General features: G+C 71.6%; 23 protein-coding genes. 13 read left to right on the forward strand and 10 right to left on the reverse strand.

The window, feature by feature from the left end; genetic code table 11:
• The first annotated feature begins 98 nt into the window (after window positions 1-98).
• A complete protein-coding gene (locus ACLBXP_RS06045) occupies window positions 99-464 on the forward strand; it encodes a c-type cytochrome (protein WP_447666665.1) in 366 nt (121 codons plus the stop codon).
• Window positions 465-636: 172 nt separating this feature from the next.
• Window positions 637-1,056: a hypothetical protein gene (locus ACLBXP_RS06050; RefSeq protein ID WP_447666666.1), complete on the forward strand. Its 420-nt coding sequence runs from the start codon at window positions 637-639 to the stop codon at window positions 1,054-1,056.
• Window positions 1,057-1,081: 25 nt separating this feature from the next.
• Here the strand turns inward: ACLBXP_RS06050 and ACLBXP_RS06055 are convergent, their stop codons facing one another.
• Both ACLBXP_RS06055 and ACLBXP_RS06060 read right to left on the reverse strand, forming a co-directional pair.
• Window positions 1,082-1,291 (reverse strand): hypothetical protein, encoded by a 210-nt coding sequence (locus tag ACLBXP_RS06055; protein WP_447666667.1) that lies wholly within the window; start codon window positions 1,289-1,291, stop codon window positions 1,082-1,084.
• A 173-nt stretch (window positions 1,292-1,464) separates the two neighbouring features.
• Window positions 1,465-2,106, reverse strand: a complete 642-nt coding sequence (locus tag ACLBXP_RS06060) for a BA14K family protein (RefSeq protein ID WP_447666668.1) — start codon at window positions 2,104-2,106, stop codon at window positions 1,465-1,467.
• 243 nt (window positions 2,107-2,349) lie between these two features.
• Between ACLBXP_RS06060 and ACLBXP_RS06065 the strand changes: the two genes are divergently transcribed.
• The gene (locus ACLBXP_RS06065; RefSeq protein ID WP_447666669.1) at window positions 2,350-4,347 is read left to right on the forward strand and encodes a putative bifunctional diguanylate cyclase/phosphodiesterase; all 1,998 of its coding nucleotides are present in this window, start codon (window positions 2,350-2,352) and stop codon (window positions 4,345-4,347) included.
• A 656-nt stretch (window positions 4,348-5,003) separates the two neighbouring features.
• Here the strand turns inward: ACLBXP_RS06065 and ACLBXP_RS06070 are convergent.
• Both ACLBXP_RS06070 and ACLBXP_RS06075 read right to left on the reverse strand, forming a co-directional pair.
• Window positions 5,004-5,237, reverse strand: a complete 234-nt coding sequence (locus ACLBXP_RS06070) for a hypothetical protein (protein ID WP_447666670.1) — start codon at window positions 5,235-5,237, stop codon at window positions 5,004-5,006.
• A gap of 167 nt (window positions 5,238-5,404) precedes the next feature.
• Window positions 5,405-6,610 carry a lytic murein transglycosylase gene (locus tag ACLBXP_RS06075; protein ID WP_447666671.1) on the reverse strand — a complete coding sequence of 402 codons (1,206 nt, stop codon included), beginning with the start codon at window positions 6,608-6,610 and terminating at the stop codon, window positions 5,405-5,407.
• 165 nt (window positions 6,611-6,775) lie between these two features.
• On the opposite strand from ACLBXP_RS06075, the gene ACLBXP_RS06080 reads away from it, so the two are divergent.
• From ACLBXP_RS06080 to ACLBXP_RS06100, 5 genes are all read left to right on the forward strand, one after another.
• Window positions 6,776-7,018, forward strand: coding sequence for a hypothetical protein (locus tag ACLBXP_RS06080; protein ID WP_447666672.1), 243 nt, complete (start codon window positions 6,776-6,778; stop codon window positions 7,016-7,018).
• Between the two features lie 298 nt (window positions 7,019-7,316).
• Complete coding sequence (locus tag ACLBXP_RS06085; protein WP_447666673.1) at window positions 7,317-8,534, forward strand: ABC transporter substrate-binding protein; 1,218 nt, start codon at window positions 7,317-7,319, stop codon at window positions 8,532-8,534.
• A 118-nt stretch (window positions 8,535-8,652) separates the two neighbouring features.
• Window positions 8,653-9,525: a branched-chain amino acid ABC transporter permease gene (locus ACLBXP_RS06090; protein WP_447666674.1), complete on the forward strand. Its 873-nt coding sequence runs from the start codon at window positions 8,653-8,655 to the stop codon at window positions 9,523-9,525.
• 36 nt (window positions 9,526-9,561) lie between these two features.
• Window positions 9,562-11,610: a branched-chain amino acid ABC transporter ATP-binding protein/permease gene (locus tag ACLBXP_RS06095; RefSeq protein WP_447666675.1), complete on the forward strand. Its 2,049-nt coding sequence runs from the start codon at window positions 9,562-9,564 to the stop codon at window positions 11,608-11,610.
• Window positions 11,603-12,325, forward strand: a complete 723-nt coding sequence (locus tag ACLBXP_RS06100; RefSeq protein WP_447666676.1) for an ABC transporter ATP-binding protein — start codon at window positions 11,603-11,605, stop codon at window positions 12,323-12,325. Before ACLBXP_RS06095 ends, ACLBXP_RS06100 begins: the two co-directional genes overlap by 8 nt.
• 230 nt (window positions 12,326-12,555) lie before the next feature.
• Here ACLBXP_RS06100 and ACLBXP_RS06105 read toward each other — a convergent pair whose 3' ends face one another.
• The 3 genes from ACLBXP_RS06105 to ACLBXP_RS06115 all read right to left on the reverse strand — a co-directional run bounded on the left by ACLBXP_RS06105 (window position 12,556) and on the right by ACLBXP_RS06115 (window position 16,293).
• Window positions 12,556-14,025 carry an amino acid permease gene (locus ACLBXP_RS06105; protein ID WP_447666677.1) on the reverse strand — a complete coding sequence of 490 codons (1,470 nt, stop codon included), beginning with the start codon at window positions 14,023-14,025 and terminating at the stop codon, window positions 12,556-12,558.
• Between the two features lie 133 nt (window positions 14,026-14,158).
• The gene (locus ACLBXP_RS06110) at window positions 14,159-14,833 is read right to left on the reverse strand and encodes a response regulator (RefSeq protein WP_447666678.1); all 675 of its coding nucleotides are present in this window, start codon (window positions 14,831-14,833) and stop codon (window positions 14,159-14,161) included.
• The gene (locus tag ACLBXP_RS06115) at window positions 14,830-16,293 is read right to left on the reverse strand and encodes an ATP-binding protein (protein WP_447666679.1); all 1,464 of its coding nucleotides are present in this window, start codon (window positions 16,291-16,293) and stop codon (window positions 14,830-14,832) included. The genes ACLBXP_RS06110 and ACLBXP_RS06115 overlap by 4 nt, the downstream gene beginning before the upstream one ends.
• Window positions 16,294-16,447: 154 nt before the next feature.
• Here ACLBXP_RS06115 and ACLBXP_RS06120 point away from each other — a divergent pair, with 154 nt between their 5' ends.
• Both ACLBXP_RS06120 and ACLBXP_RS06125 read left to right on the forward strand, forming a co-directional pair.
• Window positions 16,448-17,281 (forward strand): DUF6925 family protein, encoded by an 834-nt coding sequence (locus ACLBXP_RS06120; RefSeq protein ID WP_447666680.1) that lies wholly within the window; start codon window positions 16,448-16,450, stop codon window positions 17,279-17,281.
• Between the two features lie 252 nt (window positions 17,282-17,533).
• Window positions 17,534-18,529, forward strand: coding sequence for a hypothetical protein (locus ACLBXP_RS06125; RefSeq protein ID WP_447666681.1), 996 nt, complete (start codon window positions 17,534-17,536; stop codon window positions 18,527-18,529).
• A gap of 141 nt (window positions 18,530-18,670) precedes the next feature.
• On the opposite strand, the gene ACLBXP_RS06130 is transcribed toward ACLBXP_RS06125, so the two are convergent.
• The 3 genes from ACLBXP_RS06130 to ligA all read right to left on the reverse strand — a co-directional run bounded on the left by ACLBXP_RS06130 (window position 18,671) and on the right by ligA (window position 23,546).
• Window positions 18,671-19,588, reverse strand: coding sequence for an MBL fold metallo-hydrolase (locus tag ACLBXP_RS06130; RefSeq protein ID WP_447666734.1), 918 nt, complete (start codon window positions 19,586-19,588; stop codon window positions 18,671-18,673).
• 205 nt (window positions 19,589-19,793) lie between these two features.
• Window positions 19,794-20,990 carry a L,D-transpeptidase family protein gene (locus ACLBXP_RS06135; protein ID WP_447666682.1) on the reverse strand — a complete coding sequence of 399 codons (1,197 nt, stop codon included), beginning with the start codon at window positions 20,988-20,990 and terminating at the stop codon, window positions 19,794-19,796.
• 111 nt (window positions 20,991-21,101) lie between these two features.
• Window positions 21,102-23,546 (reverse strand): NAD-dependent DNA ligase LigA, encoded by a 2,445-nt coding sequence (gene ligA, locus ACLBXP_RS06140; protein ID WP_447666683.1) that lies wholly within the window; start codon window positions 23,544-23,546, stop codon window positions 21,102-21,104.
• A gap of 188 nt (window positions 23,547-23,734) precedes the next feature.
• Between ligA and ACLBXP_RS06145 the strand changes: the two genes are divergently transcribed.
• The 3 genes from ACLBXP_RS06145 (at window position 23,735) to ACLBXP_RS06155 (ending at window position 25,595) form a co-directional block, all read left to right on the forward strand.
• Entirely contained in the window at window positions 23,735-24,607 is an 873-nt protein-coding gene (locus ACLBXP_RS06145) for a sulfite oxidase heme-binding subunit YedZ (RefSeq protein ID WP_447666684.1), read from the forward strand.
• A gap of 81 nt (window positions 24,608-24,688) precedes the next feature.
• Window positions 24,689-25,000: a hypothetical protein gene (locus ACLBXP_RS06150; protein WP_447666685.1), complete on the forward strand. Its 312-nt coding sequence runs from the start codon at window positions 24,689-24,691 to the stop codon at window positions 24,998-25,000.
• Between the two features lie 64 nt (window positions 25,001-25,064).
• Window positions 25,065-25,595, forward strand: a complete 531-nt coding sequence (locus tag ACLBXP_RS06155) for a Uma2 family endonuclease (RefSeq protein WP_447666686.1) — start codon at window positions 25,065-25,067, stop codon at window positions 25,593-25,595.
• Window positions 25,596-25,641 lie beyond the last annotated feature (46 nt).

A 25,641-nucleotide genomic window follows, 5' to 3' on the forward strand; every position in this document is an offset into this window, starting at 1 on the left:
TAATCCGACCCTGCGAACAAGATTCCGTGAGCAAACCTGTCGGACGCAAGCGGCGCGGTAGGTACCGGGTGACGAACCACAGAACTGGAGGAAACCCGATGCGCCTTTCTCTCTTCGGTGCGGTGATGACGCTGCTCTGGCCGCTCGCGGCGCACGCGCAGGACGCGGGCGATGCGGCTGCCGGCGAGAAGGCCTTTGCGCCCTGCAAGGCCTGCCACGCCTTCGGGAAGAACGGCGTCGGTCCGAACCTGACGGGCGTGGTCGGGCGCAAGGCGGCATCCGCCGAAGGCTACACCTACTCGGCTGCCTTGAAGAACTCGGGCATCACCTGGGACGACGCCAACCTTCACGAGTGGCTGAAGAACCCGAAGACGAAGGTGCCGGGCACGAAAATGGTCTTCCCCGGCTACCCCGACGACAAGAAGATCAACGACGTGATCGCCTACCTGAAGACGCAGAAGTGACGGCCCGCCGCCGGGTAGCCCCCGGCGGCACTCCGGGCGGCGAGATGGCAATAGCGACTGTGCGGCAGCGACATGCCGGCACGGGGCCCGAACCGGCCCCCGGCCGGAGGGTTGGCTCCTCGGACCCATGCGGATCAGACCCGACCGCGCCGGAATGCCCGAGGCAAACCCCATGACCCTATCCAGGCCCCTGTTGCCGGCCCGGCTCATCCTCGCGCTCGGCCTCGGCCTCGCGCCTCTCGCCCTCGTCTGGCCCGCGGCGGCCCAGAGCACCGGCTACGTCACCGGCTTCCCGGGGAAGGACCCGGCGGGGGACGACGAGATCGGCTGGGGGCCGGCCTACCGGCCCGAGACGAGCTTCTCCCAGCCCGGCACGCCGCCGACACCCGGCGACTTCGCGGGCGCTGCCTATCGGGCCCGGACGGAGCGCGGCCCCTACGACCGGGTCCAAGACACCCGTGGCACCCGCCCGGTTGCCTACGGCGGCGGTGCGTTCCGGGCATCCGGGGCGCAGCGGCCGGCTGCCGTGCGGTCGATGCGGCACGGGATCCATCGCCGAACCCGCGCCACGCCCCGCCAAGCCGGGCGCTGACGCCGCGAACCCCGGCAGCTCGCCGTCAGCCGAGCTTGAGCGCGAGCTGCTTCAGGGCCTGCGCGACCGTGCCGTCGTCGCAGGCCGTGCGGGCCTCCGGGGCGGCGGCCGTCAGCAGGTTTGCGATCTTGGCTGGCTGGATCGCCCTGGCGTCGGTCAGACAGTCGACCAGGACCTCCAGGGCATATTCCAGCGCGACGATGCGGGCTTCGAGCTCCGCCTGCCTTGCGCTCATCAGGGCCTCCCGGGCAGCCTCCGGTCGGGCCGCGCGGGCGGAGTGTACGCCGCGCGGGGGGCTGGCACCCGTGCGCGCCGCGCAGGGCAGGGGCTCGCCGCAGCCCCCAACGCAGGCGGGCGCCGCGGCGGTTCCCCGCCGCGGCGCCCGCGTTCTGTCCGCGTGGCTGGTGCCTACGGGCAGGCGTGCCGACGGCCGTCGTTGCCGAGGTAGGTGCCCGTGCGCGGGTCATAGGACTTGAACCTGCGGACGCAGTAGGCGGTGTCCGAGCCGGAGCCGACAACCGGCTCCGCCGCCGGAGCGACGTCGGTCTCGTAGCCGTAACCCACCGGCGCGTAACCGCCGTAGCCGTAGCCCCCATACCCGTAATCGTCGTACCCGTAATAGCCCGAGCCGAGGCCGTAACCCGCCGCGAGGCCGACGCCGAGACCGAGGGCTCCGTAGCCGAGACCGCGCCCGTAGCCGTAGCGGCGACCGCCGTAGAACCCGCCGCGCACGCCCGGGAAGCCGCCGCGCACACCTGTTGCCCGGTACCCGCCGATGCCGCCGCCGGCGAGGGCGTTGCCGTTGTTCAGGCCGCGGCCCGCGAACCCGGCGCCGTTGCCTCGGAAGCCGCCGCCCGCCAGGGCACCGCCGCCGACCCCGCCCCGGAAACCGCCGCCCGCGAGGGCACCGCCCCGGAAGCCCCCGCCGCCGAAGCCGCCACCACCGAACCCGCCGCCCCGGAAGCCGCCGCCCGGCCGCGCATCGGCCCAGGTCGGAAGCATCGTGACGGCACCTGCCATGACGGCAGCGGCGACGAGAATTCGCTTCATGATCATCTCGCTGAAATGTCGGAGTGTGAAGCGAGAACTCACGGTCGATCGTTTGGTTCGAAGCACTTTCCGCCCTGCGACGTTCGGCGTGCCCGGCTCCGGCGCGCATCACTCGGGCAGGGGCCTCGGACTTCTGGTCCGCGGTGCGAAATTCCGGATCTCCGATCCGGCAAATTGCAACCTGAGTTGTTAAGAGATTTTGAGACAACTGCAGGTATGGGTCGGCGATTGATGGGCCCGATCATGCCAGCAGATCTCATAAGGGTGCTCGACCTCGAACTGGCCAAGCGCGGGTACGACCGCCGCTGCCCGGTGCTGACGCAGCGCTACGAGATCCAGCAGGAGCAGGTTCAACGGGAGGACACGCGCACCGCGATCTGGTTCGTCGGCACGCTCTACGTTCTCTTCGCGATCACGGACGCCGTCCTGATCAGCGACCTCATCGTCTACGCGGTGGCACTGCGCGTCGTCGTCGGCAGCGCTTACATCGCGGCGATCAGCTACCAGATCCGGCGCGCGGTGAAGTACGACTTGATCGAGCTGCAATGCGCCCTCGGAATCGTGCTGGGCTACACGGCCTGGCTCGCGCTCGCGACCCTGAGCGACCAGCGCGCCAACGTGCTGTACTACCTGTCGTTCGGGATCGTCTTCATGATGGTCTCGAACCTGTTCTTCAACTTCCGTTTCCGCATCGCCCTGGTCACGTCGAGCATGATCACGGTGGTGTTCTTCACGGCCGTCTGCCTCCTGGTCGATGCGAGCCTGGGCTTCTACGTGGCGATCGGCTCGCTCTACCTTCTGAGCCTGATCCTGACCCTGTTCCTGAACTGGAAGCTCAACGTCGAGCGCTACCGGGTCTTCCTCAACGCCCTGCGGGCCGAGACCCGGCAGAAGCAGGCCACCGAGCGCGGCGAGGAGTTGCTGAGGCTCTCCACCACGGACGCGCTCACAGGGCTCCGCAACCGCCGCGCCGCGGACCAGCTTCTGAAGAGCTTCTGGACGGACTGGACGGCCGAGGCGAAGGCCTTCGCGGTGATCCTGATCGACGTCGACTACTTCAAGATGTTCAACGACTATTACGGACACCAGCAGGGCGACGCGTGCCTGATCGCCGTCGCCCGCGCCATGCAGGGGGCTGTGGCCGATCCGCGCTGCACCCTCGGGCGGTTCGGCGGCGAGGAATTCATCGTGCTGATGCCCGCCACCAGCGCGCAGCAGGTGCTCGACACCGCCGAGCGCATCCGCGCCTCCGTGCAGGCGCTGGCGATCCCGCACGAGGCGCGGTCCGACCACCTCGCGAGCGTGACGGTCAGCGTCGGCACGGCCTTCTCGCAGGACGTGACCGGCGAGAAGCCGGAAAAGCTCGTCACTGCGGCCGACCGGGCGCTCTACTGGGCCAAGGACAGCAACCGCAACTGCGTGAAGGCTTTCGACCCGAGCCTCGCGGCCAACGACGCGAGCAGCGACGTGGTCGCCGAGGCAGTGCGCACGGCCATCGAGCAGCGGCGGGTCGCCCTCGCTTTCCAGCCCATCTGGAACGTCACGACGGGCCAGATCTTCGCGGCCGAGGCCCTGATGCGCCTCACGGCGCCGTGCGGCACGCCGATCTCGCCCGGCGTCTTCATTCCGGTGGCCGAACGCAGCGGCCTCATCGTCGAGCTCGGGGCCTGGGTGATCGAGGAAGCCTGCGCGACCCTCCTGGCGAACCCGGAACTGCCGCTCATCAGCGTGAACGTCTCCGCGGTCCAGCTGATGCGCTCGCGGTTCGTCGAGTTCGCAGCCGCGACCCTGCGCAGCACCGGCGTTGCGCCGGGCCGCCTCGCCATCGAGATCACCGAAGGCCTGGAGATCGACGAGAACCCGGACATCCTCGACGCGATCGAGGCCCTGAGAGCGCTTGGCGTCAACGTCTGGTTGGACGATTTCGGGACCGGCTTCGCGGGCCTTTCGTGCCTCAGCAAGATCAAGTTCGACACGATCAAGATCGACCGGCTGTTCATTCAGGCGAGCCACACTCCGCGGGGCGCCAAGCTTCTGAAGGACATCGTCAACCTCGTCGCCAACTCGGGCCAGAACATCATCGTGGAGGGCGTCGAGACGGTCGAGCAATGCGACCTGCTGCGAAGCTACGGCGTGAAGTACCACCAAGGGTTCTACTTCAACCGCCCGATGTCGGCCGACGCGCTCACGCTGCTCCTCAACAAGAGCCGCAACCGCGCGATGGGCGCGGTGGCGGCCTGAACCCGGCGTCCGGCTCCAAGGCCGGCCGATGTACCGCGACGGCCCCCTCACCCGTGTTGGAGAGGGGATTCGAGCTGTGCTTCGGCGCCGGACGATCCGGAATGGATGCCTGCCTCTCAGCTCACGATGTCAGCAGAGACTGGTTTGCGGCGGTTATCAGCTCTAATATAAACCGTTCTGCCATATGCCGCGAAATTGATCCTGCATGCTCCACCCTGGGACGACCCGTCGTTGGAGACGTTTGTCGGAGCCTGTGTTCGCGACAACGTTCAGTTGAGCTGCGTGACGGGGCTCGATTGCGAACGCGTCCACGACGTGATCGACGAGTTGCTTCTCGTTCGGGATCACACTGGCATTCTGACGTCCTGGCACACGGACGAGCGCCTCGACGAGGTCCGAGCGTTCGCGCGGACGATTACTCTCGACAACCGATGGAGCGAGCAGGTGCAAGTGGTGAGACTCCACCGAGATTGAGAGTGCCCGTCATGGAGGTGCACGGATCGCACGAATGAGCCGAGGTGGCGGAAATCGCCGTTTCTAGGGTTGTGATCGGGCGCACATCGGTCGGGACAGCTCTTCCGACCCATCGAGCGTCCCCGAGGTGGCCGATTGGATCACCAAGCTAACCGGGTCCGAGGAATTCCGAGGCGCTGCTCTCACAGACGTTCGAGGATCCAAGCCTGCGCGCTGTCGAGATCCACGAAGAGGGGCGGGTTTCGGTCGTCGAGGCGCCCGAAGCCTGCCTCCAGGTACCAGCGTCCCGCCTGCTCGCCGTGGTCCTGCGAGAGCCGGACCAGGACGGCTACCAGAAACCCGTCCGAGAAGACGAGTTGGCTCTCCTGATCCGCGCTCCCCGTGGCGACCTGCACGGGCTGGAGGCAAAGGGTCATGCGGCGGCTCGATCAACCGGATGCAGGTCGTTCGCCTGGAATCCGGCAACGGCCCGGAGGCGGGGTCGGTTCAGGGTCCGCGGGCGTTTCCCACCGCGGGCGATCCGTCCGCATCGCCGCAGCCGAGGCCGATGCGCCAAGCACCGAGATACCGCGTCTCCCTCCCCTCAGGGCATCGCCCGGATCCGCTCCAGCAGCGCAGGATCGGCGTAGCCGTCCGGCGGCAGGCCCTGTGCGGCCTGGTAGGCCCGCACGGCCGCGCGGGTCCGCGGGCCGATCTTTCCGTCGACGCCGCCGGCCGAAAAGCCGCGTTCGGCCAGCCGCGCCTGCAGCTCGCGGCGCTCGTCCGCGGTCAGAGCGCGGGTGTCGCGTGGCCAGGGTTGGGTGAAGTTTGGCTGTCCGCGCAGGCGGTCCGACAGGTGTCCGACGGTGAGCGCGTAGGCCAGCGCCGTGTTGTAGCCGAGGATGCCCCGGAAGTTCGGCAGGAGCAGGAAGGCGGGGCCGCGGGCGCCGGCGGGCAGGATCAGCGTCGCGGGCCATGCGCCGTCGAGCGGGCCTTCGGCCCGTGCGGGCCGGACGCCGAGGGCCTCCCAGGCCGCGAGGCTGCGCACGGTAGTCTCGTCGGCGAGCGCGAGGTCGAAGCCCTCCGGCAGCGCGGCCTCGTAGCCCCAGGGCTCGCCCGGGCGCCAGCCCTTCCGGGCGAGGTAATTCGCGGTGGACGCGAGCGCGTCCACGGCGGATGTCCAGATGTCGCGGCGCCCGTCCGCGTCCGCGTCCACCGCGTAGGCCTCGTAGACGGTGGGCATGAACTGGGTGTGGCCCATGGCTCCGGCCCAGGACCCGGTGAGCGGCCCGGCGGGGGCATCGCCCCGCGCCCGGATCGCCAGCGCCGCGATCAGCTCGTCCCGCCAGTAGGCGGCCCGGGTCCCGTCGCCGCAGGCGAGCGTCGCGAGGGAGCGCAGCACGGGCCGCACCACCGCCGGGTCCGAGAGGACCGTCCCGTAGGTCGATTCCACGCCCCAGAAGGCCACGAGGACGTGGCGGTCGACGCCGTAGCGCCGCTCGATCTCGGCGAGCGGCCCGGCCAGCGCCTCGATCTGCCGCCGACCCTCGGCGATGCGGGCCTCGGTGACGCTGGCATCGATGTAGGCCCAGATCGGCCGCGCGAACTCGGCCTGGTTGCGGGTCGCCGCCAGGACTTCGGGATCCTCGGTGAGCCCGAGGAGGTGCTCCGCCGTGACGGCGGCCGGGATGCCGCGCGCCCCGGCCTGCGCGGCGAGGCCGTCGAGGCAGGCCGCGAACGAGGCCTCGGGCTCGGCGGCGGCCGCCGGGGCGAGCCCCAGCCAGAACCCGACCCCGACGCGGAGCCCCATCGCCCGCCCGCCTCCCCGATTTGCCTTTCGCAGCACGTCCGCTCCTTCGCGATCTCCGCTCGGCAGGCTAGCGCGGGAGCGCGGATGCCGGAAGCGTCGGGGTCGCAGGCACGCGCGGTCGCAGCCCCCTGGCGGGCGGCGGCCCGCGGGCGTAGCTTGGCCCCCGTGACGGTCCGCATCGCCATCCTCATCGGCACGCCGAAGGGCACGCGTCTCATGGCCGCGTCCTCCGAGCGGTCGGCCGCCCTGATGGTCGAGGCCGCCCTGTTCGGGATCGCGCCGGAGGCGCTGCCGGTGCCGCTCTGGGTGCAGTGCGAGGACGAGGGCCTGGCCGAGCGCCTGACCGCCTACCTGAACACGCTGCAGGCCGACATCGCGAGCGTTCCGGCCGACTGGTCGCCCCCCTGAGGGACGATGCGGCGCGGGGGTCGACCGGGCCCGGGCGAGCCCCACGACGAGAGGGCGCCAACAAATCCGAGCTTACGTCCTGGAAAACCGCCTAATCCAGCGCATTACCCGATCCGTCGATAAGATCGCGCGAGCCTGTCACCTCGCGGGTTGCCTTGCCCACACATTCAGCAGTCATGGTCGTGATTGCCACACGTCGACAGCTTGACGGTGCCCAGGCGATCTGAGCAACACTGGTATTCAAGGTGCCGAAGAAGAATGGCACGCCGCCGCCAGCGGCACCACGGGAGAGGAAATCATGACGTTCACGGCACGCGCGGCCGCAGCCGCGCTGGTCTGCGCGACCGCCCTCGGGCTGGCGCCGGCCTTCGCTGCGGATCCGATCAAGATCGGCCTGAGCGGACCCTACACGGGCGGATCCTCCGCGATGGGCGTCTCGATGCGCGACGGCGCCAAGCTCGCCGCGGCGGAGATCAACAAGGCCGGCGGCGTGCTCGGCCGCCCGATCCAGCTGATCGAGCGCGACGACGAGGCGAAGAACGAGGTCGGCGCCCAGGTCGCGCAGGAGCTGATCAACAAGGAGAAGGTCGTCGCGACGGTCGGCTTCATCAACACCGGCGTGGCGCTCGCCGCGCAGCGCTTCTACCAGGAAGCCGAGATCCCGGTGTTCAACAACGTCGCCACCGGCACGATCATCACCAACCAGTTCAAGGAGCCGGACTACGACGCCAACTACGTCTTCCGGAACTCCGCCTACGACGTGCTTCAGGCCGGCCTGATGGTCGACGAGGCGCTGGCGCAGGGCCACAAGAAGATCGCCGTCCTGGCGGACTCGACGAATTACGGCCAGCTCGGCCGCGAGGACATCGAGAAGAACCTCGCCTCGAAGGGCGTGAAGCCGGTCGCCGTCGAGAAGTTCAACATCAAGGACGTCGACATGACGGCCCAGCTGCTCAAGGCGCAGCAGGCCGGCGCCGACGTGATCCTCGCCTACGGCATCGGCCCGGAGCTCGCCCAGATCGCCAACGGCATGGCCAAGCTCGGCTGGCGGGTGCCGATGATCACGAGCTGGCCCGCCTCGATGCAGAGCTTCATCGACATCGCCGGTGCCAACGGCAACGGGGTGATCATGCCCCAGACCTTCATCGAGGATCAGACCCTGCCCAAGCGCAAGGCCTTCCTGGAGAGCTACTACAAGACCTACGGCGTGACGAAGATCCCGACCCCGGTGGCGGGCGCGCAGGGCTACGACTCGGTCTACCTGCTGGCCGCGGCGATCAAGCAGGCGGGCTCCACGGACGGCGCCAAGATCCGCCAGGCGCTCGAGAACCTCGGCGACCGCGTCGAGGGCGTGGTCACCACCTACGAGAAGCCCTTCACGGCCAAGGACCACAACGCGATCACGCGCAACATGGTCGTGTTCGGGAAGGTGCAGGACGGCAAGATCGTCTACGCCAAGGAGGAGGACGCTAAGAACGCCGGCGTCGTCCGCCTGAAGGAGAAGTCCTCGAACTGAGGCTTCCGCCGTACCCCTCGGGCCTCCTCTCCCGGCAGGGCGAGGGGGTCCGCGCGGGTTCGGGGCAGCGCGCCCCGCCAGCACCGACGACACAACGCAGCCCCGAACACGGCACCCCATGGCCATCTTCCTGCAGCTCATCGCATCCGGCGTCGCGGTCGGGATGATCTACGCGGCGATCGCGTTCGGCTACCAGCTCACCTTCGCGACCTCGAAGACGCTGAACTTCGGCCAGGGCGAGGCGCTGGCGCTCGGCGCGCTGTTCGGCCTGACCCTCGTGCCCTTCACGGGCTACTGGCTGATGATACCGCTGGTGCTGGTCTTCGGCTTCGCGCTCGGCGCGGTGGTCGAGCGCCTCGGCGTACGCCCGGCCGTGAAGATCAAGTCCGAGTACGGGTGGATCATGGCCACCATCGCGCTCGGCATCATCTTCAAGAACGTCGCCGAGAACGTCTGGGGCCGCGACGACCTCAAGTTCCCCTCCCCGCTCCCCGAGGAGGCGATCCAGATCGCGGGCATCCGCATCCTGCCGATGGAGCTGCTGATCGTCGCGGGCGCGCTCCTGATGATGCTCGCCGTCGAGGTGTTCAACCGCAAGTCGATCTGGGGCAAGGCCGTCGTCGCCACCTCGAACGACATCGACGCCGCCGGGCTGATGGGCATCAACACCCAGCGGGTCATCACCCTGTCCTACTCGATCAGCGCCATGACGGCGGCCTTCGCGGGGGTGCTCGTCGCCCCCGTCACCCTCACGGGCGCCACCATGGGCGCGGTGCTGGCCCTCAAGGCCTTCGCGGTGGCGATCATCGGCGGCCTCGAATCGGGCCTCGGGGTGATCGTCGGCGGCCTCATCCTCGGCGTCGCCGAGACGCTGACCGGCTTCTACATCTCGACCGGCTACAAGGACGTGCCGGGCCTCATCCTGCTCCTCGTCGTGCTCTCGATCCGCCCCGTCGGCCTGTTCGGCAAGGCGGTGATCAAGAAGGTCTGAGGATGCCCCGCCCCCGCATCACGGCGAACTGATCCCATGGCGCAGTCCACCCTCGCCCCGGCCCCCGCGGCGGTCCCGGCCGCTCCGAGCCTCGGCCGTCACATCGGCCTCGCCGGCACCGCGCTGCTCGTCGCGTTCCTGGCGGCCTTCCCGCACGTGGTGACGAGCTCCTACTACATCCACCTGCTGATCGTGATCGCCATCTACGCGATCCTGATCCTCGGGCTCGACATCGTGGTGGGCTACACGGGCCAGGTCAGCCTCGGCCATGCCGGCCTGTTCGGCGTCGGCGCCTACGCGGCCGCGGTGCTGTTCCTGCACTTCAAGCTCGGGCTGTGGTGGGGGATCCTGGCCGGCATCGGCGTCACCTCGGCCTTCGGGGTGCTCCTCGCGGTGCCGGCGCTCCGGGTCACCGGCCCCTACCTCGCGATGGTGACGCTCGCCTTCGGCACCATCGTGCAGATCTTCATCAACGAGCTGACGCCGCTCACCAACGGGCCGCTCGGCATCACCCTGCCGCCGGCCCGCGTGCTGGACTTCTCCCTCATCGGCATGCAGGCCCCCTGGGGGGCGGCCGGGCGCAAGCTCGAGTTCTACTACCTCGTCTGCGCGGCGCTCCTCGTCACCATCCTGGTGGTGAACCGCGTGGTCCGCTCGCCCTTCGGCCGCGCCTTCGAGGCGCTGCGCGACTCGCCGATCGCCTGCGACTGCATGGGCGTCAGCGTCTACCGCTACAAGGTCTACGCCTTCGTGATCTCGGCAGCTCTCGCGGGCCTCGCCGGCGCGCTGTTCGCCTGGTCCGAGCGCTACGTCGCGCCGAACTCCTACGGCTTCGAGCTGACGGTGCTGTTCCTCCTCGCCGTCACCATGGGCGGCCGGAAATCCCGGGCCGGGCCGCTCATCGGCGCGGCGATCATCGTGATGATGCCGAACATCCTGGCCGACATCGCCCTCGTGCGCGTCATGGCCGGCATCATCGCCGCGGCGGCCCTCGTGGTCGGCGTGCTGGCCTTCCTGCGCGCCCGGGAGAACCGCTTCGCGATCCTCGTGCCGGTGGCGCTCTGCATCGCCTTCTTCCCCGCGACGCTGGCGCTGCAATCCGTCACCGACTTCCGCCTGACGGTGTTCGGGCTGATGATCCTGTTCGTCGTCTACTACCTGCCGGACGGGATCGTCGGCTTCCTGCGCGAGACCATCCCGGCCCTGCGGCCCGCCCACACCGCGGAGGGCCGCGAGCTCCACGCCGAGGGCGCGGCGCTCAGCGCGCAGAGCGGCGGCTCGGGCGCCGACCCGCTCCTCAAGGTCGAGCAGGCGCTGATGCAGTTCGGCGGCCTGAAGGCGCTGGCCGGCGTCGACCTCGCCGTGCGGCCGGGCACCATCCACGGGCTGATCGGGCCGAACGGCTCGGGCAAGAGCACGATGATGAACGTGCTCACCGGCATCTACAAGCCGACCGCGGGCGGCGTCACCCTCGCCCGCGCCGGCGGCGAGACGCGGCTCGACGGGCGCACGCCCTCCGACATCGCGGCGGCCGGCGTCGCCCGCACCTTCCAGAACGTGCAGCTCTTCCGCGAGATGACGGCCCTCGAGAACGTGCTGGTCGGCCTCCACCACGCCTTCCGGGGCAACATCTTCGACGCGATCCTGAGCACGCCGCGCCGCCGCCGCGAGGAGCGCGAGCAGCGCGCCCGCGCCATGTCGATCCTCGACTTCGTGGGCCTCGGCGCGCTCGCGCAGGTGGAGGCGCGCAACCTGCCCTACGGCAAGCAGCGCCTCCTGGAGATCGGCCGGGCCCTCGCCCTCGACCCCGTGCTCCTGCTCCTCGACGAGCCGGCGGCGGGCCTCACGGCGCCGGACATCGCCGAGCTGATCGCGATCATCCGCAAGATCCGGGACGCGGGCATCACGGTCATCCTGATCGAGCACCACATGGACGTGGTGATGGGCCTCTGCGACCGCGTCAGCGTCCTCGATTTCGGCCACAAGATCGCCGAGGGCACCGCCCGCGAGGTGCAGGAGAACCCGAAGGTCATCGAGGCGTATCTCGGCAGCCCGGTCGCCGACGAGGAGGTGGCCCATGCTTGAGGTCTCGGATCTCTCGGCCGGCTACGGCCAGATCGAGGTGCTGCACGGCCTCTCCTTCTCGGTGCCGAAGGGTCAGGTCGTCACGCTGATCGGCTCGAACGGCGCCGGCAAGACCACCACGATGCGGGCGCTCTCAGGCATGATCCGTCCGCGCGCCGGCTCGATCCGGCTCAACGGCCGCGAGATCGGCGGCCTCGACAGCCACGACGTCGCTCGCACCGGCCTCGCCCATTCCCCCGAGGGCCGGCGCGTCTTCCCGACGCTGTCGGTGGAGGACAACCTGACGCTCGGCGCCTTCCCGCGCCTCACCGGCTCGCGCCCGAAGGGCGACGTGGCGGCCGACCGGGCACGCGCCTTCGACCTGTTCCCCCGGCTGAAGGAGCGGCGCAACCAGCTCGCCGGCACGCTCTCCGGCGGCGAGCAGCAGATGCTCGCCATGGGGCGCGCCCTGATGCTGCGGCCCGAGATCCTGCTCCTCGACGAGCCCTCCATGGGCCTCGCCCCGAAGCTCGTGGAGGAGGTCTTCCGGATCATCCGCCAGCTCAAGGCCGAGCAGGTGACGATGCTGCTCGTGGAGCAGTTCGCCATGGCGGCCCTCGGCGTCGCCGACCACGCCTACGTGCTGGAGAACGGCCGCATCCGCTTCCAGGGCCCGGCCCAGCAGCTGCGCACCGACCCCGCGGTGCGGGCGGCCTATCTGGGCGGCGGACACTGACGACCGGGCCGGAGGGCCGACGCGGTCTCGGCCTCATCCGCGAGGCGGGGCGCGGTCCCCGCCGGGTTCCGAGGCTCCGCGAGCGCTGCAGGCCGCGGCGTTGAGCTCGGCGTTTCGCGCGACGAACCCTTCTCCCGATCGCGCGGACCGGTCCCGTACCGGGGCTCATGCGGCGCGAGCGTGCCGTTCGCGCGAGCGGCCGGCGGGGTCCTCCCGGCTTGGCTCGACCCTCAAGCCCCCTCTTCCCGGCCGATGCGGCTGTGGCGGCGGCTCCAGCCGAAGTAGATGACGAGGCCGATGGCGAGCCAGATGACGAGGCGCAGCCAGGTCTCGCCGTCGAGGGAGACCATCATCGCGCCGCAGGACAGGATGCCGAGGATCGGCACCAGCGGCACCAGGGGCGTGCGGTACTGGCGCTCCGCGTCCGGCTGGGTGCGGCGCAGGATGATGACGCCGAGGCAGACCAGCACGAAGGCCAGCAGCGTGCCGATGCTCGTCATGTGCCCGAGCTGGCTGATCGGCAGGAAGCCCCCGAGCGCGCCGGTGAAGACCATGAAGAACAGGTTCGAGCGGTAGGGCGTCTTCCAGCGCGGGTGGATCCGGGAGAACAGCCCCGGCAGCAGCCGGTCCTGGGACATCGTGTAGAACACCCGGCTCTGGCCGAGCAGCAGCACCAGGATCACCGTCGAGAAGCCCGCGATGATGCCGAGCGTCACGAGCTGCGTCAGCCACGGGAACGGCGTGCGGGCGATCGCCGTGTTCACGGGGGCGGCGTCGCCCTTCATCTCGGCGTAGGGCACGAGGCCGGTGAGCACGCCGGCGAACAGGATGTAGATGACCGTGCAGATGGCGAGCGAGCCGAGGATGCCGATCATCATGTTGCGCTGGGGGTTCTTGGCCTCCTGCGCCGCGGTCGAGACCGCATCGAAGCCGATATAGGCGAAGAACACCACGCCGGCCGCGCGCATGATGCCGCTGAACCCGTACTCGCCGAACGTGCCCGTGTTCTCGGGGATGAAGGGCACGTAGTTCTGCGCCTTGATGTAGAAGAAGCCGACGCCGATCACCGCCGCCACCACCGCGAGCTTGATCGCCACCACGATGGCGTTGACGCGGGCCGATTCGCGGATGCCGACCATCAGCAGGTAGGAGGTCGCGACGATGATCAGGATGGCGGGCAGGTTGACGAGGCCGTGGGCGCTCGAGCCGTCGGCGAGCTGGTAGGTCTCGAAGGGCGAGTGCACGAGCTGGCCCGGCAGGGTGATGCCGTACTCGCCGAGGAAGCGGACGACGTATTTCGACCAGCTCACCGACACCGTGGCGGCGCCGACCGCGTATTCGAGCACGAGGTCCCAGCCGATGATCCAGGCGATGAACTCGCCCATCGTCGCGTAGGCGTAGGTGTAGGCCGAGCCGGCCACCGGGATCATGCCCGCGAGCTCGCTGTAGCACATGCCCGCGAAGGCGCAGCCGATGGCGGCGATCGCGAAGGAGAGCACCACCGCGGGGCCCGCGTGCTCCGCCGCCGCGATGCCCGTGAGCGAGAACAGGCCGGCGCCGATGACCGCGCCGATGCCGAGCCCGATCAGGCTCCAGGGGCCGAGGCTGCGCTCCAGGGAATGCTCGCCGCCCTCCGCGTCTCTGTTCAGCCCCTCGAGCGACTTCACCCGGAAGAGATCCGACGCGATTCCGGATGCCATGCCGCTGTCCCCGCTCACCAAACCTGGCGCGTGCCAACGGGCAAGCTAGCAGAGCGCCGCCCGAGGACCAGGGCGGAGCGGGGAGCCGGCGAATTTTCCTGTTGGGGACGGGGCGCCGGCCCCAGCTCCCCGCTCAGCCCTGGCGCTGCGCCTGCGTGACCGCGACGTGGATCAGCTCCGCCAGGGTGCGCACGCCGAGCTTCTGGCGCATCTGCGAGCAGGCGTTGGTCACGGTCTTGTAGCTGACCGAAAGGTCGGCCGCGATGGCGCCGTAGGACTTGCCCTGCGCGAGCCGGGCCAGGATCTGCTGCTCGCGCGGCGTCAGCTGCGTCTCCGGCGTGCGCCGGGCATCGGTGCGCAGCATCGCGACCTCGGTGGCGAGGCGCCGGTCGAGGTAGACCTCGCCGACCCGCACCCGCTCGAAGGCGTCGAACAGCTCGGCGGAGGCGTGGTCCTTCAGGACGTAGCCCAGCGCCCCCGCCTCCAGCGCGCGGGAGACGATGACGGGATCGTTGTGCATGCTGAAGACCAGGATCCGGGTCTTCGGCTCCACGGCCTTCATGCGGCGGATCAGCCCGAGGCCGGCGAGGCCGCTGCCCTGGAAGGTGAGGTCGCAGATCACCACCGGCGGGCGCAGCCGGTGGAAGGCGCGGTAGCCGGCGACGACGGTCGTCGCCTCCGCGACCGTCTCGACGCCGGCATCCTCCAGCACGCGGCGGCAGCCCTGCAGGACGATGGGGTGGTCGTCGATGACGAGGACGGGCAGCCGCGTCGACACGGGCTTGGCGTTGGCAGGAATGGCGTTCATGGCGGCGCGGCCGACCCCTCATCCTCACCCCGGCCGGGGTCAAACGGTATCGAGATCCGCACAACCGCGCCGGGTGATGCCTTGTCAAGGGCAAAGGCGCCCGACAGGGCCCCGACGCGCTCGCGCATCCCCGAGAGTCCGAGCCCGACCCCGTGGTCCGGCGCGAAGCCGGTGCCGTCGTCGCGCACGGCGACGTGCAGGCGGCCGCCGGCCTCCCGGACCTCCGCCTCGACGGTCGTCGCCTGGCCGTGGCGCACGGCGTTGGTCATGCTCTCCTGGATGCAGCGGAACACCGTGAGATCCACGAGTTCGCCGTAGCCCCGGGCGAGCCCCTCGAAGCGCCCGGTGAAGCGGGTGCCCGGATGGCGCCGGGTGAAGTCGCGCAGGAGCAGGTTCAGGCACTCGGCGAGCGGCACCTGCCCGAGGGCGTGCGGGCGCAGGCGGTTGAGGAGGTCGCGGTTGAGCGTCTGGACCTGCCCGACGATCATCGAGATGTCGGCGGCCCGTGCCGCGAGGCGGGCGCGATCCACCGCCTCGCCCTGCGCGATGCGGGTGACCGAGGCGGCGTTCGCCTCCAGCGCGAACAGGCAGGGGCCGAACTCGTCGTGCAGCTCCAGCGCGGTGCGGCGGCGCTCGTCGTCCTGGGCGGTGAGGAGCTGGCGGTTGAGGCGCCCGGTCTCGTCCCGCGCCTCGGTCAGCGCGTGGGCGAGCTTGTTGAAGCGGTCGGCGATGCGCGCGAGCTCGCGGGTGCCGGGCTCGGGCAACCGCGCCGTGTAGTCGTGCCGCTCCAGCCGGGTCAGCCCCGCCGCGAGGCGGTTGAGCGGGGCCAGCACCCGCCCGAAGGCGAGCCAGAGCGCGACGAGCATCGCGAGGTTGATGCTGAGGGTGGTGATCGACAGCGCGGTCGCGTAGCCCCAGACCTCGTCGATCTCGTCCATCGGCTCGGTAGTGATCTCGGCCGAGCCGATGGTGCGCCCGCCCGCGTTGATCGGCAGGCTGTGCTTGGCGATGGGCGGCGCGATGGCGCGGGCGAACCACGCCGGTGCCTCGTGCCGCTCGGGCCGCAGGCGGGTCAGGGTGCTGCCGACCTTGCGGCCCTCGCTGTCGCGCACGGCCACGCGAACGTGCCGGAGCGCCTGGAAGCGCAGGTCGAGGGTGTGCAGCAGCGCCTCGGGCGAGGCGGTGTCGGACAGACGGATGGTGTCGGCGACGAGGAGCTCGACGGTGGCGAGGCTCGCCCGGGTCTCCACCGTGACGGCGGTCCGGGCGTTCAGCACAATCACCCCGCAGGAGACCAGCGCCGCCAGGGCGTCGATCAGCAGCACCAGCACGATCATCCGCGTGCGCGTCGACCAGCCGGCCCAGATCGCCCGGCGCACCGGTGTCACGGCGGGGCCCGGGGCCTCGCCCTGCGGGCGGTCGGTGTCGGGGGCGGTCAGGGCGGCTGCGGGGGCGGTCATCGGATGGCTGTGGCTCGGCCAGTCAGGTTGGCAGCGCCCGTCCGGTATGTCCACGCCGGCAAAGCGTCGTCCACATGCGGCACGCGCGCCGGGGCCTCGCCGGGCGGCTTGGCTTGCGGACCCGAACCTGCTTGGTGCGCGGCGAGCCCGCACCATGACCGACGCGCACCTCGACCTCATCCGCGACGCCCTCGCCCTGCCGGGCACGACCTGGAGCCTCGGCACCTTCGGCGCGGGCGCGACGCTCCTGCGCACCGGCGCCGAGGGGCCGCTCGCGGATGGGCGCCTCGGGTTCCTCGGCGCCGGCGGGGGCCTCGCCCTGTCCGTCCCGCCGGGCCTCGCGCCGGTCGCCTACGAGACGCCGCTCGGCACCGCCTGGAGCCAGGCGGTGGCGCTCTGCCTGCCCGAGGACGCGCCACCGGCCGCCCCCTCCGGCGGCGCGGATGCCGGGGCCCTGCGGCCGGAGGACCGGGACGCACCCCTGTTCGACCTCGGCCACGACCTGTGGCACGCCGCGCTCCGGGCGCGCGCCCGGGGGCCCGAGGCGCAGGCCTGGCTCGCGGGCCTCCGCGGGGCGGCGGAGCCCGAGCGCGTCCTGCGCGCGCAGGCCGAGGGCGCGGTCGACCTCGTCGTGCTCTCGCCCCTCGGCCGCCTGGAGGTTTTCGGGGGTGCCCGGCCCGGCGCGGGTGCCTACCTGGTGCCGCGGGTGCTACGGACGGGCCGGCGCCACGCCGCCACCGCCCCGATCCCGCCGGGCCTCGTCGTGCACGCGCAGTTCCTGCCCCCGCGGGACGCCTTTCCGCCGCTGCTCGCCCGCTGGGGGCTGCCGCACCTGCGGGCCGCCAAGGCCGGGCGGCTGCCCGCGGATGCGCCCCGCGACCGCTGGACCCGCGCGGCCGAGCGCGTCGGCCGGCTGCAGCGGGGGCTGCCGGAAGACGGGCCGGCCAACCCGACAGAGACGAAGGGCTCAGCGGAGGCCGCCGACTGAGATCGAGTCGGGTCCGTGCGGTACAGGCGCAGTGTTGCCGCGGAACGGTCTCTTAACCACCGCCGCATTACCCAGAATGCCCGGCCCGGTTGCGCGCGATGACTGCGCGCGCGTCACCGGACATCTTTGCGCCGCATTGTCGGCAGCATTTCGGTAACCAGAACCGGTCGCCCCCGCGGTGGCCGGTCCGAGGCCGGTTGTGGGGGGCACCGGTCGCGCCGTTCCTCGCGTTGCGTCTAGAGACCCCGCCCCATGATGGACATCGCCCTGGACCCCACGGAGACCCGAGCGCCGCGGGAGGCTCAGCCCACCCCGGAGGCCGCTGCGCCCGCCGCCCCGCGCGGCGGCCTGCTGCGCCGGCTCGGCTTCGGCGCCGCCGCGGTCGCGGGGCTTGCCGGCGCCAGCGCCGGGGCCATGGCGGTGATGGGCCAGCTCGCCGCGCCGCCGCCTTCCCCGTTCGCGGTCAACCGCAACGCCGCCGCCTGGCCTGACCTGAAGGACGGCGTGCCGGCCCTCGTCACCGGCAGCGCCGCGCCGGCGCCCGCCTCCGCGCCGCCCGCAGCCGCGGCCCCGAGCCTCGCCGTGGCGACGGCCGCCGTGCCGCCGGCGGTGCCCGCAATCGTTCCGGCCATCCCGGCCGCCCTGCCGGCCGCCGCGCCGACCCGGGCTGCGGAGTTGCCCCGCCAGGATGCAGTCCCCGCCGAGGCAGCGCTTCCGCGCAGCGCCGAGCCGGCCCCCGTCCGCGCCGCCGCGGTCGAGCCCCTGCGCCGGGCCGAGCCTTCTCCCGAGTTGGCCCCCGAGCCGACTCCCCTGCCCCCGCCGCGCCCGACGGAGGCGACCTTCACGGCCCTGCCGCCGGAACCCGCCCGGGCCGAGCGGCCGAAGGCCGGACCCGTCAAGGCGGAGGCTGCCAAGACCGAACCCGTGAAGGCGGCACCGGCTGTGCCGAAGCCCGCCGAGCGGCTCGCCGCCAAGCCCGCGAAGCCGGCGGACAAGGCCGAAGCCGCCAAGGCTCAGGCAGCCAAGGCCGAGACTGGGAAGAGCGAGACTTCGAAGACCGAGACTGCGAAGACCGAGGCGGCCAAACCCGTCCGGGCCGCCGCCAAGCCGAAGCCCGCACCGACCCAGACCGCCCAGGCGCAGCCGGCGCCCGCCGCGGAGGCCGAGGAGCCGAGCATGCTCGACAAGATCCGCAGCGGCGTCGATGCCTTCGGCGACGCGGTGAAGCGCCTGCCCGAGCGGTTCTGATCCGAGGTTTCCGGCGCGCGGCCGCTCACCGGGACGCGACTGCGTCAGTCATCGATGGCGTAAGCGCACTCCCATGCGGGAAAGGCAGCGCGTCGCGCTGTCCGCGCGGCGTTCGCGAACAGGGCGCGTGCCCGCGCCTGCTCAGGCGGTGCGGACGAGCGCCAGCGGCTTGGCGCGGGATGCCGTGCGGCGGGGGCGGGCCGGGACGCCGACGCGGACGGTCTGGCGCTCGCGGGCCACGAAGGCGGTGGGCATCTCGGCCTTCATGTCGGCCTCGACGCTGCGCAGGAGCGTGTCCGAGTGGCAGGGGTGCAGGTGGATGATCGCCAGCGCCTTCACGCCCGCGGCCTGCGCGAGCTCGACGCCCTTCTGCCAGGTGGAGTGGCCCCAGCCACGACAGGTCGGATACTCGCAATCCGTGAACATGCCGTCGTAGACCATCAGGTCCGCGTCCGCGACGAAGGCCTGGAGCGCCGGGTCCGGCCAGGGGTCGCTGTGCTCGAGGTCGCTGATCACGCACAGGCTCTTGCCGCCGTGCTCGAACCGGTAGCCCACCGAGCCCTGCGGGTGGTTGAGCAGGATGGTGCGAACCTGCGCCCCGTCCGGGAAGGTCAGGGTCTCGCCGGCCCGGAAGCCGTGGTGCTTCAGGGTGCAGGGCAGGACGTCGAGGGTCACGGGAAAGAGCGGCGGCGAATACAGCCGGTCGAGGGTCGCGGCCGCCGACTGCCCATCGAGGTTGCCGCAATAGGTGTTGATGGTGCGTTCGGGGTCGAAGACCGCCGGCTTGAAGAACGGCAGGCCTCCGGTGTGGTCGAGGTGCAGGTGACTGAAGAGGAGGTCGATCTCCTTCGGCAGGTCGCCCCGGTGGTGCTGACCGCAATTGTAGAGGCCGGACCCCGCATCGATCAGGAACAGCCGCTCACCGCACCGTACCTCCAGGCACGGCGTGCTCCCCCCGAACTCGGCGTACTGCGCGCCGCTCACGGGCGTGGAGCCGCGTACACCCCAGAAGCGGAGGACAAGGCCGCCGTCCTGGGAAGGACTCTTCGACATCATCATCTCGGGTCGTTTCTTGCCCAAATATCCCGATCCCACCGGGATCAGGAACCTTTCATCGAGCTGACGTCAATGCGTCGGCCTGGCCCGATGCAGGGCTTTCCGGGCACCTCGCCCTGGACAACGCGTGAGGTGGGCATGCGCACGGCCTTGTGATGTGCGGGGACGCACATTCCGGCCGGGTTGTCACGGCTCGCGGCAGGGAGCCTCACCGGAGGGCCAGCCGGTCCTGCGCGGCCGATCCGCCGAGGGGCAGACCGGGGAGCCCTCCGCCATACGTGCCTCGGACGAGGCGCGGCAGGCTGTCGTCGTAGCGCGCGACGAGCGCCTCGAAGCGGGCCGGCGGGCGCTCGTAGGCCGGGATGAAGCCGCCGCCGGCGGAGGCGAGCGAGAACACCGAGGCCGGCGCGATCCAGGTGGCCCAGACCGCCTCCGGCACCGGCGCCGGGCGGCGTCGGCCCGGGATCACGACGACCTCCTGACCCGCATAGGCCAGGGCCTCCGGCCGGCTGATCTCGCCGACCGGCACCCCGCGGTTGATCAGCGCCGCCCAGAACGCGTTCTGGCCGCCGTCCGAGTAGGTGGTGCGCACGGCGCCCACGCCCTCGTCGACGAGGGCCGCGATGCGGGCCTCCTCCACGGCGCGGTGCACCGCCACCGCCTGCTCCTTGCGCGGGTCCCGCGAGGGCGCGAACACGTAGCGCCCGGCCTCGACGCCGACCTGGAGCTCGTCGCCGGTGGCCTCGAACCGGTCGTTCCCCTCCTTGAGCTGGCGCCAGAAGGCGATGTTCGGGTCCGTCCGGTGGCGCGCCATGTTCTCGGCGGTCATCCGGAACGGGTAGGACTGGAACTGGAAGGCGGCCTGCCCGCCGTTCAGGGCATCGCGCGCGATGGCGTAGATCTCGCCGACGGTCGCGTCCGTCATGGCGAAGCAGCCCATCGAGGAGCAGACGCCGTGCACCATCACGGCGGAGCCGGTGCCGCCGTGCGCGCGGTCGTAGGCGTTGGGATAGCCGACGTCGAAGGACAGGTAGTAGCGGGAGTTCGGGTTCATCTGGCGCTTGGGCACCGTGTAGAACCCTTCCGGCGTCTGCCGGTCGCCGGTCTGGCGCTTCGGCCCGAGCTGGCCGGACCAGCGGCAGATCGGGAAGGACTTCACGAGGACGAAGCGGCCGGCGGGACCCCGCTTCCAGACCTCGATCTCGGATTCCTTCTTGAAGGCCCGGAACAGCACCGGGGCGGCCGCGTCGGTGCCCTTCTGGGCCATCAGGGCCAGGGTGGCGGCCGGAATCGGCGCCTCGGCCTTGGCGTTCTGCGCCCGCGCGGGGGCGCTGCCGAGGCAGAGCGCGAGGCCCAGACCGATGAGGGCCTTGATGATGAGGGCCTTGCCGGCCGCGAGCTGCATGGACGGTCCCGAGGGGGGCGGCGCGCAGGCCGGCCGGCGCGCCGCCGATCGGGCGCGGGCGCGGACCGTGCCGGCGCATTGCGGCGCGGGTGAGGCTGAGGGCGGCACCGCTCAGGCGCCCGCCACCAGCGCCAGCCAGTCCGCCTCGGAGACCACCCGCACGCCGTGCCGCTCGGCGTCCTTCAGCTTGGAGCCCGCGCCGGGCCCCGCGACGACGAGGTCGGTCTTGGCCGAGACGGAGCCCGAGACCTTGGCGCCGAGGCGCTCGGCGGTGGCCTTGGCCTCGTTGCGGGTCATCTGCTCCAGCGAGCCCGTGAACACCACGGTCTTGCCCGCGAAGGCCGCGGCGCTGCCGGCGGTCTCCATCGGCTCCACCGTGACCTCCGCGAGGAGCGCCCGCACGGCGGCGTCGTTGTGGGGCTCGGCGAAGAAGTCGATGAGCGAGTCCGTGGCGACCGGGCCGATCTCCCCGTCATCCGCGAAGTGGCGGTAGGCCTCCGCGGGCCGCTGCGCGGCGGCGCGGGCGATGGCGGCCTCGGCCGCCTCCCGGCTCCCGTAATGCGCCAGCAGGCTCTCGCGCTGCGGCGCGGTGAGGCGGGCGCGCTCGGCGGGCGGCGCGTCCTCGGCCGGGAAGCCGAGATCGAGCAGCCGGTCGCGGGTGGTGGGCCCGATCCGCGCCACGCCGGAGAATTCGAGCCAGTCGGGCCCGCCGCGGGCGGCGCCCGCCTCGGCCACCGCCCGCATCAGCGCCGGCATGTCGGGGTGGCGCTTGGCGAGCGCCTTGGCGGTGGACTCGCCGATATCCGGGATGCCCAGCGCGAAGATGAAGCGGTTGAGGGGCAGCCGCCGCCGCGCCTCCACCGAGGCGAGGAGGTTCTTGATCGCCTTGTCCTCGTCCTCGCCCTTCTTCTTGGCCTTCTTGGGCGCGGGCTCATTTCGGGTCGTGTCCTCGCCCGCGGCCCGGCGCTCGGCGGAGAGGGCCTCGCGGCGCGCGACGATCGCCGCCTTCAGGCGGTCGAAGTCGAGGCGGAACAGGTCCGCGGGCCCGGCGATGACGCCCGCTTCGAACAGCACCTCGATGTAGGTCTGGCCGAAGCCTTCGAGGTCGAAGGCGTTGCGCGACACGAAGTGCTTGAGGCGCTCGACCCCCTGCGCGGGACAGATCAGCCCGCCGGTGCAGCGGCGCACCGCGTCGGGCTTGCCCGTGCGCGGGTTGATCTCGCGCACGGCCCGGCTGCCGCAGGCCGGGCACTCCGTCGGGAAGGCGTAGGGGACGGCGCCGGCCGGGCGCTTCTCGATAACGACGTCCATCACCTTGGGGATGACGTCGCCGGCGCGCTGCACCACCACGGTGTCGCCGATGCGGATGTCGCGGCCCTCGCGGATCGGCTCCCCGTCGGCGCCGACGCCCTGGACGTAGCCCTCGTTGTGCAGCGTCGCGTTCGACACGACGACGCCCCCGACCGTCACGGGACGGAGCTTGGCGAGGGGGTTGAGGGAACCCGTGCGCCCGACGTTGATCTCGATGTCCTCGACGACCGTGAAGGCCGTCTGGGCCGCGAACTTGTGGGCGAGCGCCCAGCGGGGCGAGCGCGAGACGAAGCCGAGGCGGCGCTGCAGGGCGAGGTCGTCCACCTTGTAGACGACGCCGTCGATGTCGTAGCCGAGCTCCGGCCGCTCGGCCTCGATCCGCCGGTAGTGGGCGATCATCGCGGCGGCGTCCGCGCAGAGGGCGGTGCGCGGATTGACGGGCAGGCCCCAGGCGCGGAATCGGTCGATGACCCCGGCCTGCGTGCCCTCGAAGGGAGGGCTCACCTCGCCCCACGCGTAGGCGAAGAAGCGCAGGGGCCGCGAGGCCGTGATGGCCGGGTCGAGCTGGCGCAGGGAGCCGGCGGCCGCGTTGCGCGGGTTGGCGAAGAGCGGCTTGCCCGCCGCCGCCTGCCGGGCGTTGATCGCCGCGAAGTCGGCGTGGCTGAGGTAGACCTCGCCGCGCACCTCGCAGACCTCCGGCACGTCGTCGCCCGCGAGGGTGTCGGGGATGTCGTCGAGGGTGCGCGCGTTGGCGGTGACGTTCTCGCCGACCTCGCCGTCGCCCCGCGTCGCCGCCGTGACGAGGCGCCCGCCCTCGTAGCGCAGGGACAGGGACAGGCCGTCGATCTTCGGCTCCGCCGTGAAGGCCAGGGGCTCGGCCTCGGGGCGGTTCAGGAAGCGCCGGACGCGGGCCACGAACTCCTCGACCTCGGCCTCCGCGAAGGCATTGCCGAGGGAGAGCATCGGCACGGCGTGGCGCACCTTGGCGAACTTCTCCGACGGCTTGGCGCCCACCGAGGCGCTCGCCGCGCCGGTGCCGGCGAGCTCGGGGAAGCGCGCCTCGATGGTCTCCAGGTCGCGGCGCAGGCGGTCGTAGTCCGCATCCGCCATGATCGGCGCGTCCTGCCCGTGATAGGCCTCGTCGGCCTCCGCGATCTCCGCCGAGAGCGCCGCGTGGCGGGCGCGGGCGGCCTCCGCGGTCATCGCGTCGGGGTCGGGCTTCGTCGGGCTCGGCGTGGTGGCCATGGGTCGCGGCGCTGGCAGGGTGACGGGGCGCGGACCCTAGACCAGGCCGGGGGCCGAGGCGATTGCCGCCGGGCCGGTTGTCCCCGCCTGCGGCACCGCGGCCGCGGATCGGCGCGCCGTGCGCCTCGCGGGCGCCCCCTTCGCGTCCTACCTGTAACCGGCACCGCCCCCCGCGCGAACTCCCCCCGATGGCATCGAACACCCTCCCCCTCCCCTGGCTCGACCGGGCCGGACGCCTCTCCTGGCTGAAGCTCGCGACGTTCCTCGCCGCGCTGGCCCCGGGGCTCTACCTCGCCGCCGCCTACCGGCTCGACGCGCTCGGGGCGAAGCCGATCACCGCGCTCCTGCACGGCACCGGCGAGTGGACGGTGCGCTTCCTGCTGGCCTCCCTCGCGGTGACGCCGCTGCGGCGCATCGCCAACCTGCCCAAGCTGATCAACCTGCGCCGGATGCTCGGCCTCACGGCGCTCGCCTACGCGCTGATCCACCTCGTCCTCTACGTGGTGGACCAGAACTTCGTGCTCACGAAGGTGGTGTCCGAGATCGCCCTGCGGATCTACCTGACCATCGGATTCGTGGCCCTCCTCGGGCTCGCGGTGCTGGGCGCCACCTCCACGGACGGGGCGATCCGGCGGATGGGCCCGGCCTGGAACCGGCTGCATCGCCTCGTCTACCCGATCGCGGTGCTGGGGCTGATCCACTACTTCCTGCAGGCCAAGATCGACGTCACCGACCCGGTGTTCTGGACCGGGCTGTTCCTCCTGCTGATGGGCTGGCGCCTGATGCAGCGCCGCGGCGTGCCCTCCACTCCCCTGCCTCTCCTCGGCCTCGCGGTGGCCGCAGCACTCCTCACCGCCGGGATCGAGGCGGCCTGGTACGGCCTCAAGAGCGGCATCCCGGCCGATCTGGTGCTCGGCGCGAACCTCGACTTCTCGGGCGTGATCCGCCCGGCCTGGTGGGTTCTGGCCGCGGGCCTGCTGCTGCCGCTCACGAGCCTGCTGCGCCCCGCCCCCGGCAACCGCGCTCGCCCCGCCGCGGCCCGTCCGGTCCCGGCCGAGTAGCGGCCCGCCTTGTTCCGGCCGGGCGGATCGCCCACAAGCCCCGACCGCGGCCGATCACGGCCGCGGAAGCGGACGGCACCCATGCGCGCACTCGCCCTCGCCCTCGGGCTGGCCCTCCCCCCGGCCGTCGCGGCGGCCGCCTGCATGGCGCCGCCCCCGCCGCCCGCCGAGGCCAGGCCCCAGAAGCCGGCGCTGCCCCAGAAGCCCGCCTGCCTCGACGCCAAGGGCGGCTGCCCGGGCTGGGAGGCCTACAGCTACAACGACGCGATCAAGGCCTACAACGCGCAGCTCCAGGCCTTCCGGCCGCTCGCCGAGGCCTATCTGCAGAAGCTCAATGCCTACGTGAAGGGCGCGGGCGAGTATGCCCAGTGCGAGGTCAAGACACTGCAGTGACGCGCGCCGGGTGGCCGGCGAATCGTGCTAGCCTCGTGGCATGAATGCGCGGCCGACTCACAAGATGACGGTGGAGGAGTTCCTGGCCTGGGCCGAGGGGCGGCCCGGACGCTACGAACTCGACGACGGAGCCGTCGTCATGATGTCTCCCGAACGCGTTCGCCATGCGGACGCGAAATTCGCGGTCCAGCTCGCCCTGAGGGTCGCGATCCGGCAGGCGGGCCTGCCCTGCCGCATGGTGCCGGACGGCCTGACCGTGCGGATCGATGACGACACGGCCTACGAGCCGGACGCGCTCGTCTATTGCGGCGATCGGGTCGACCCGGACGCCGTCGAGATCGCCGATCCCGTCGTGGTGGTGGAAGTCTTGTCCCCCGGCACCCGGCGCATCGACACCGGCCGCAAGCTGACCGGGTACTTCCGGGTCCCGAGCGTCATGCACTACCTGATCGTCGACCCCGCACGGGGCACGGTCGTGCATCACCGCCGCGGGGACGGCGACCTGATCGAGACGCGGATCGCCCATGCGGGCACGCTCGTCCTCGAGCCTCCGGGCCTCGGGCTCGCCGTGGCGGAGCTGTTCGCGGGCGCTTGACCCTCGTCCGCCCCGATGCGAGAGCGCGGCCAAACGCGACCCAATC

This window comes from Methylobacterium sp. A54F (assembly GCF_053346035.1).

Coding starts and splice junctions, on each gene's coding strand:
- ACLBXP_RS06045 (WP_447666665.1), top strand. CDS start 99: ATGCGCCTTTCTCTCTTCGGTGCGGTGATGACGCTGCTCTGGCCGCTC.
- ACLBXP_RS06050 (WP_447666666.1), top strand. CDS start 637: ATGACCCTATCCAGGCCCCTGTTGCCGGCCCGGCTCATCCTCGCGCTC.
- ACLBXP_RS06055 (WP_447666667.1), bottom strand. CDS start 1,291: ATGAGCGCAAGGCAGGCGGAGCTCGAAGCCCGCATCGTCGCGCTGGAA.
- ACLBXP_RS06060 (WP_447666668.1), bottom strand. CDS start 2,106: ATGAAGCGAATTCTCGTCGCCGCTGCCGTCATGGCAGGTGCCGTCACG.
- ACLBXP_RS06065 (WP_447666669.1), top strand. CDS start 2,350: ATGCCAGCAGATCTCATAAGGGTGCTCGACCTCGAACTGGCCAAGCGC.
- ACLBXP_RS06070 (WP_447666670.1), bottom strand. CDS start 5,237: ATGACCCTTTGCCTCCAGCCCGTGCAGGTCGCCACGGGGAGCGCGGAT.
- ACLBXP_RS06075 (WP_447666671.1), bottom strand. CDS start 6,610: ATGGGGCTCCGCGTCGGGGTCGGGTTCTGGCTGGGGCTCGCCCCGGCG.
- ACLBXP_RS06085 (WP_447666673.1), top strand. CDS start 7,317: ATGACGTTCACGGCACGCGCGGCCGCAGCCGCGCTGGTCTGCGCGACC.
- ACLBXP_RS06090 (WP_447666674.1), top strand. CDS start 8,653: ATGGCCATCTTCCTGCAGCTCATCGCATCCGGCGTCGCGGTCGGGATG.
- ACLBXP_RS06095 (WP_447666675.1), top strand. CDS start 9,562: ATGGCGCAGTCCACCCTCGCCCCGGCCCCCGCGGCGGTCCCGGCCGCT.
- ACLBXP_RS06100 (WP_447666676.1), top strand. CDS start 11,603: ATGCTTGAGGTCTCGGATCTCTCGGCCGGCTACGGCCAGATCGAGGTG.
- ACLBXP_RS06105 (WP_447666677.1), bottom strand. CDS start 14,025: ATGGCATCCGGAATCGCGTCGGATCTCTTCCGGGTGAAGTCGCTCGAG.
- ACLBXP_RS06110 (WP_447666678.1), bottom strand. CDS start 14,833: ATGAACGCCATTCCTGCCAACGCCAAGCCCGTGTCGACGCGGCTGCCC.
- ACLBXP_RS06115 (WP_447666679.1), bottom strand. CDS start 16,293: ATGACCGCCCCCGCAGCCGCCCTGACCGCCCCCGACACCGACCGCCCG.
- ACLBXP_RS06120 (WP_447666680.1), top strand. CDS start 16,448: ATGACCGACGCGCACCTCGACCTCATCCGCGACGCCCTCGCCCTGCCG.
- ACLBXP_RS06125 (WP_447666681.1), top strand. CDS start 17,534: ATGATGGACATCGCCCTGGACCCCACGGAGACCCGAGCGCCGCGGGAG.
- ACLBXP_RS06130 (WP_447666734.1), bottom strand. CDS start 19,588: ATGATGATGTCGAAGAGTCCTTCCCAGGACGGCGGCCTTGTCCTCCGC.
- ACLBXP_RS06135 (WP_447666682.1), bottom strand. CDS start 20,990: ATGCAGCTCGCGGCCGGCAAGGCCCTCATCATCAAGGCCCTCATCGGT.
- ligA (WP_447666683.1), bottom strand. CDS start 23,546: ATGGCCACCACGCCGAGCCCGACGAAGCCCGACCCCGACGCGATGACC.
- ACLBXP_RS06145 (WP_447666684.1), top strand. CDS start 23,735: ATGGCATCGAACACCCTCCCCCTCCCCTGGCTCGACCGGGCCGGACGC.
- ACLBXP_RS06150 (WP_447666685.1), top strand. CDS start 24,689: ATGCGCGCACTCGCCCTCGCCCTCGGGCTGGCCCTCCCCCCGGCCGTC.
- ACLBXP_RS06155 (WP_447666686.1), top strand. CDS start 25,065: ATGACGGTGGAGGAGTTCCTGGCCTGGGCCGAGGGGCGGCCCGGACGC.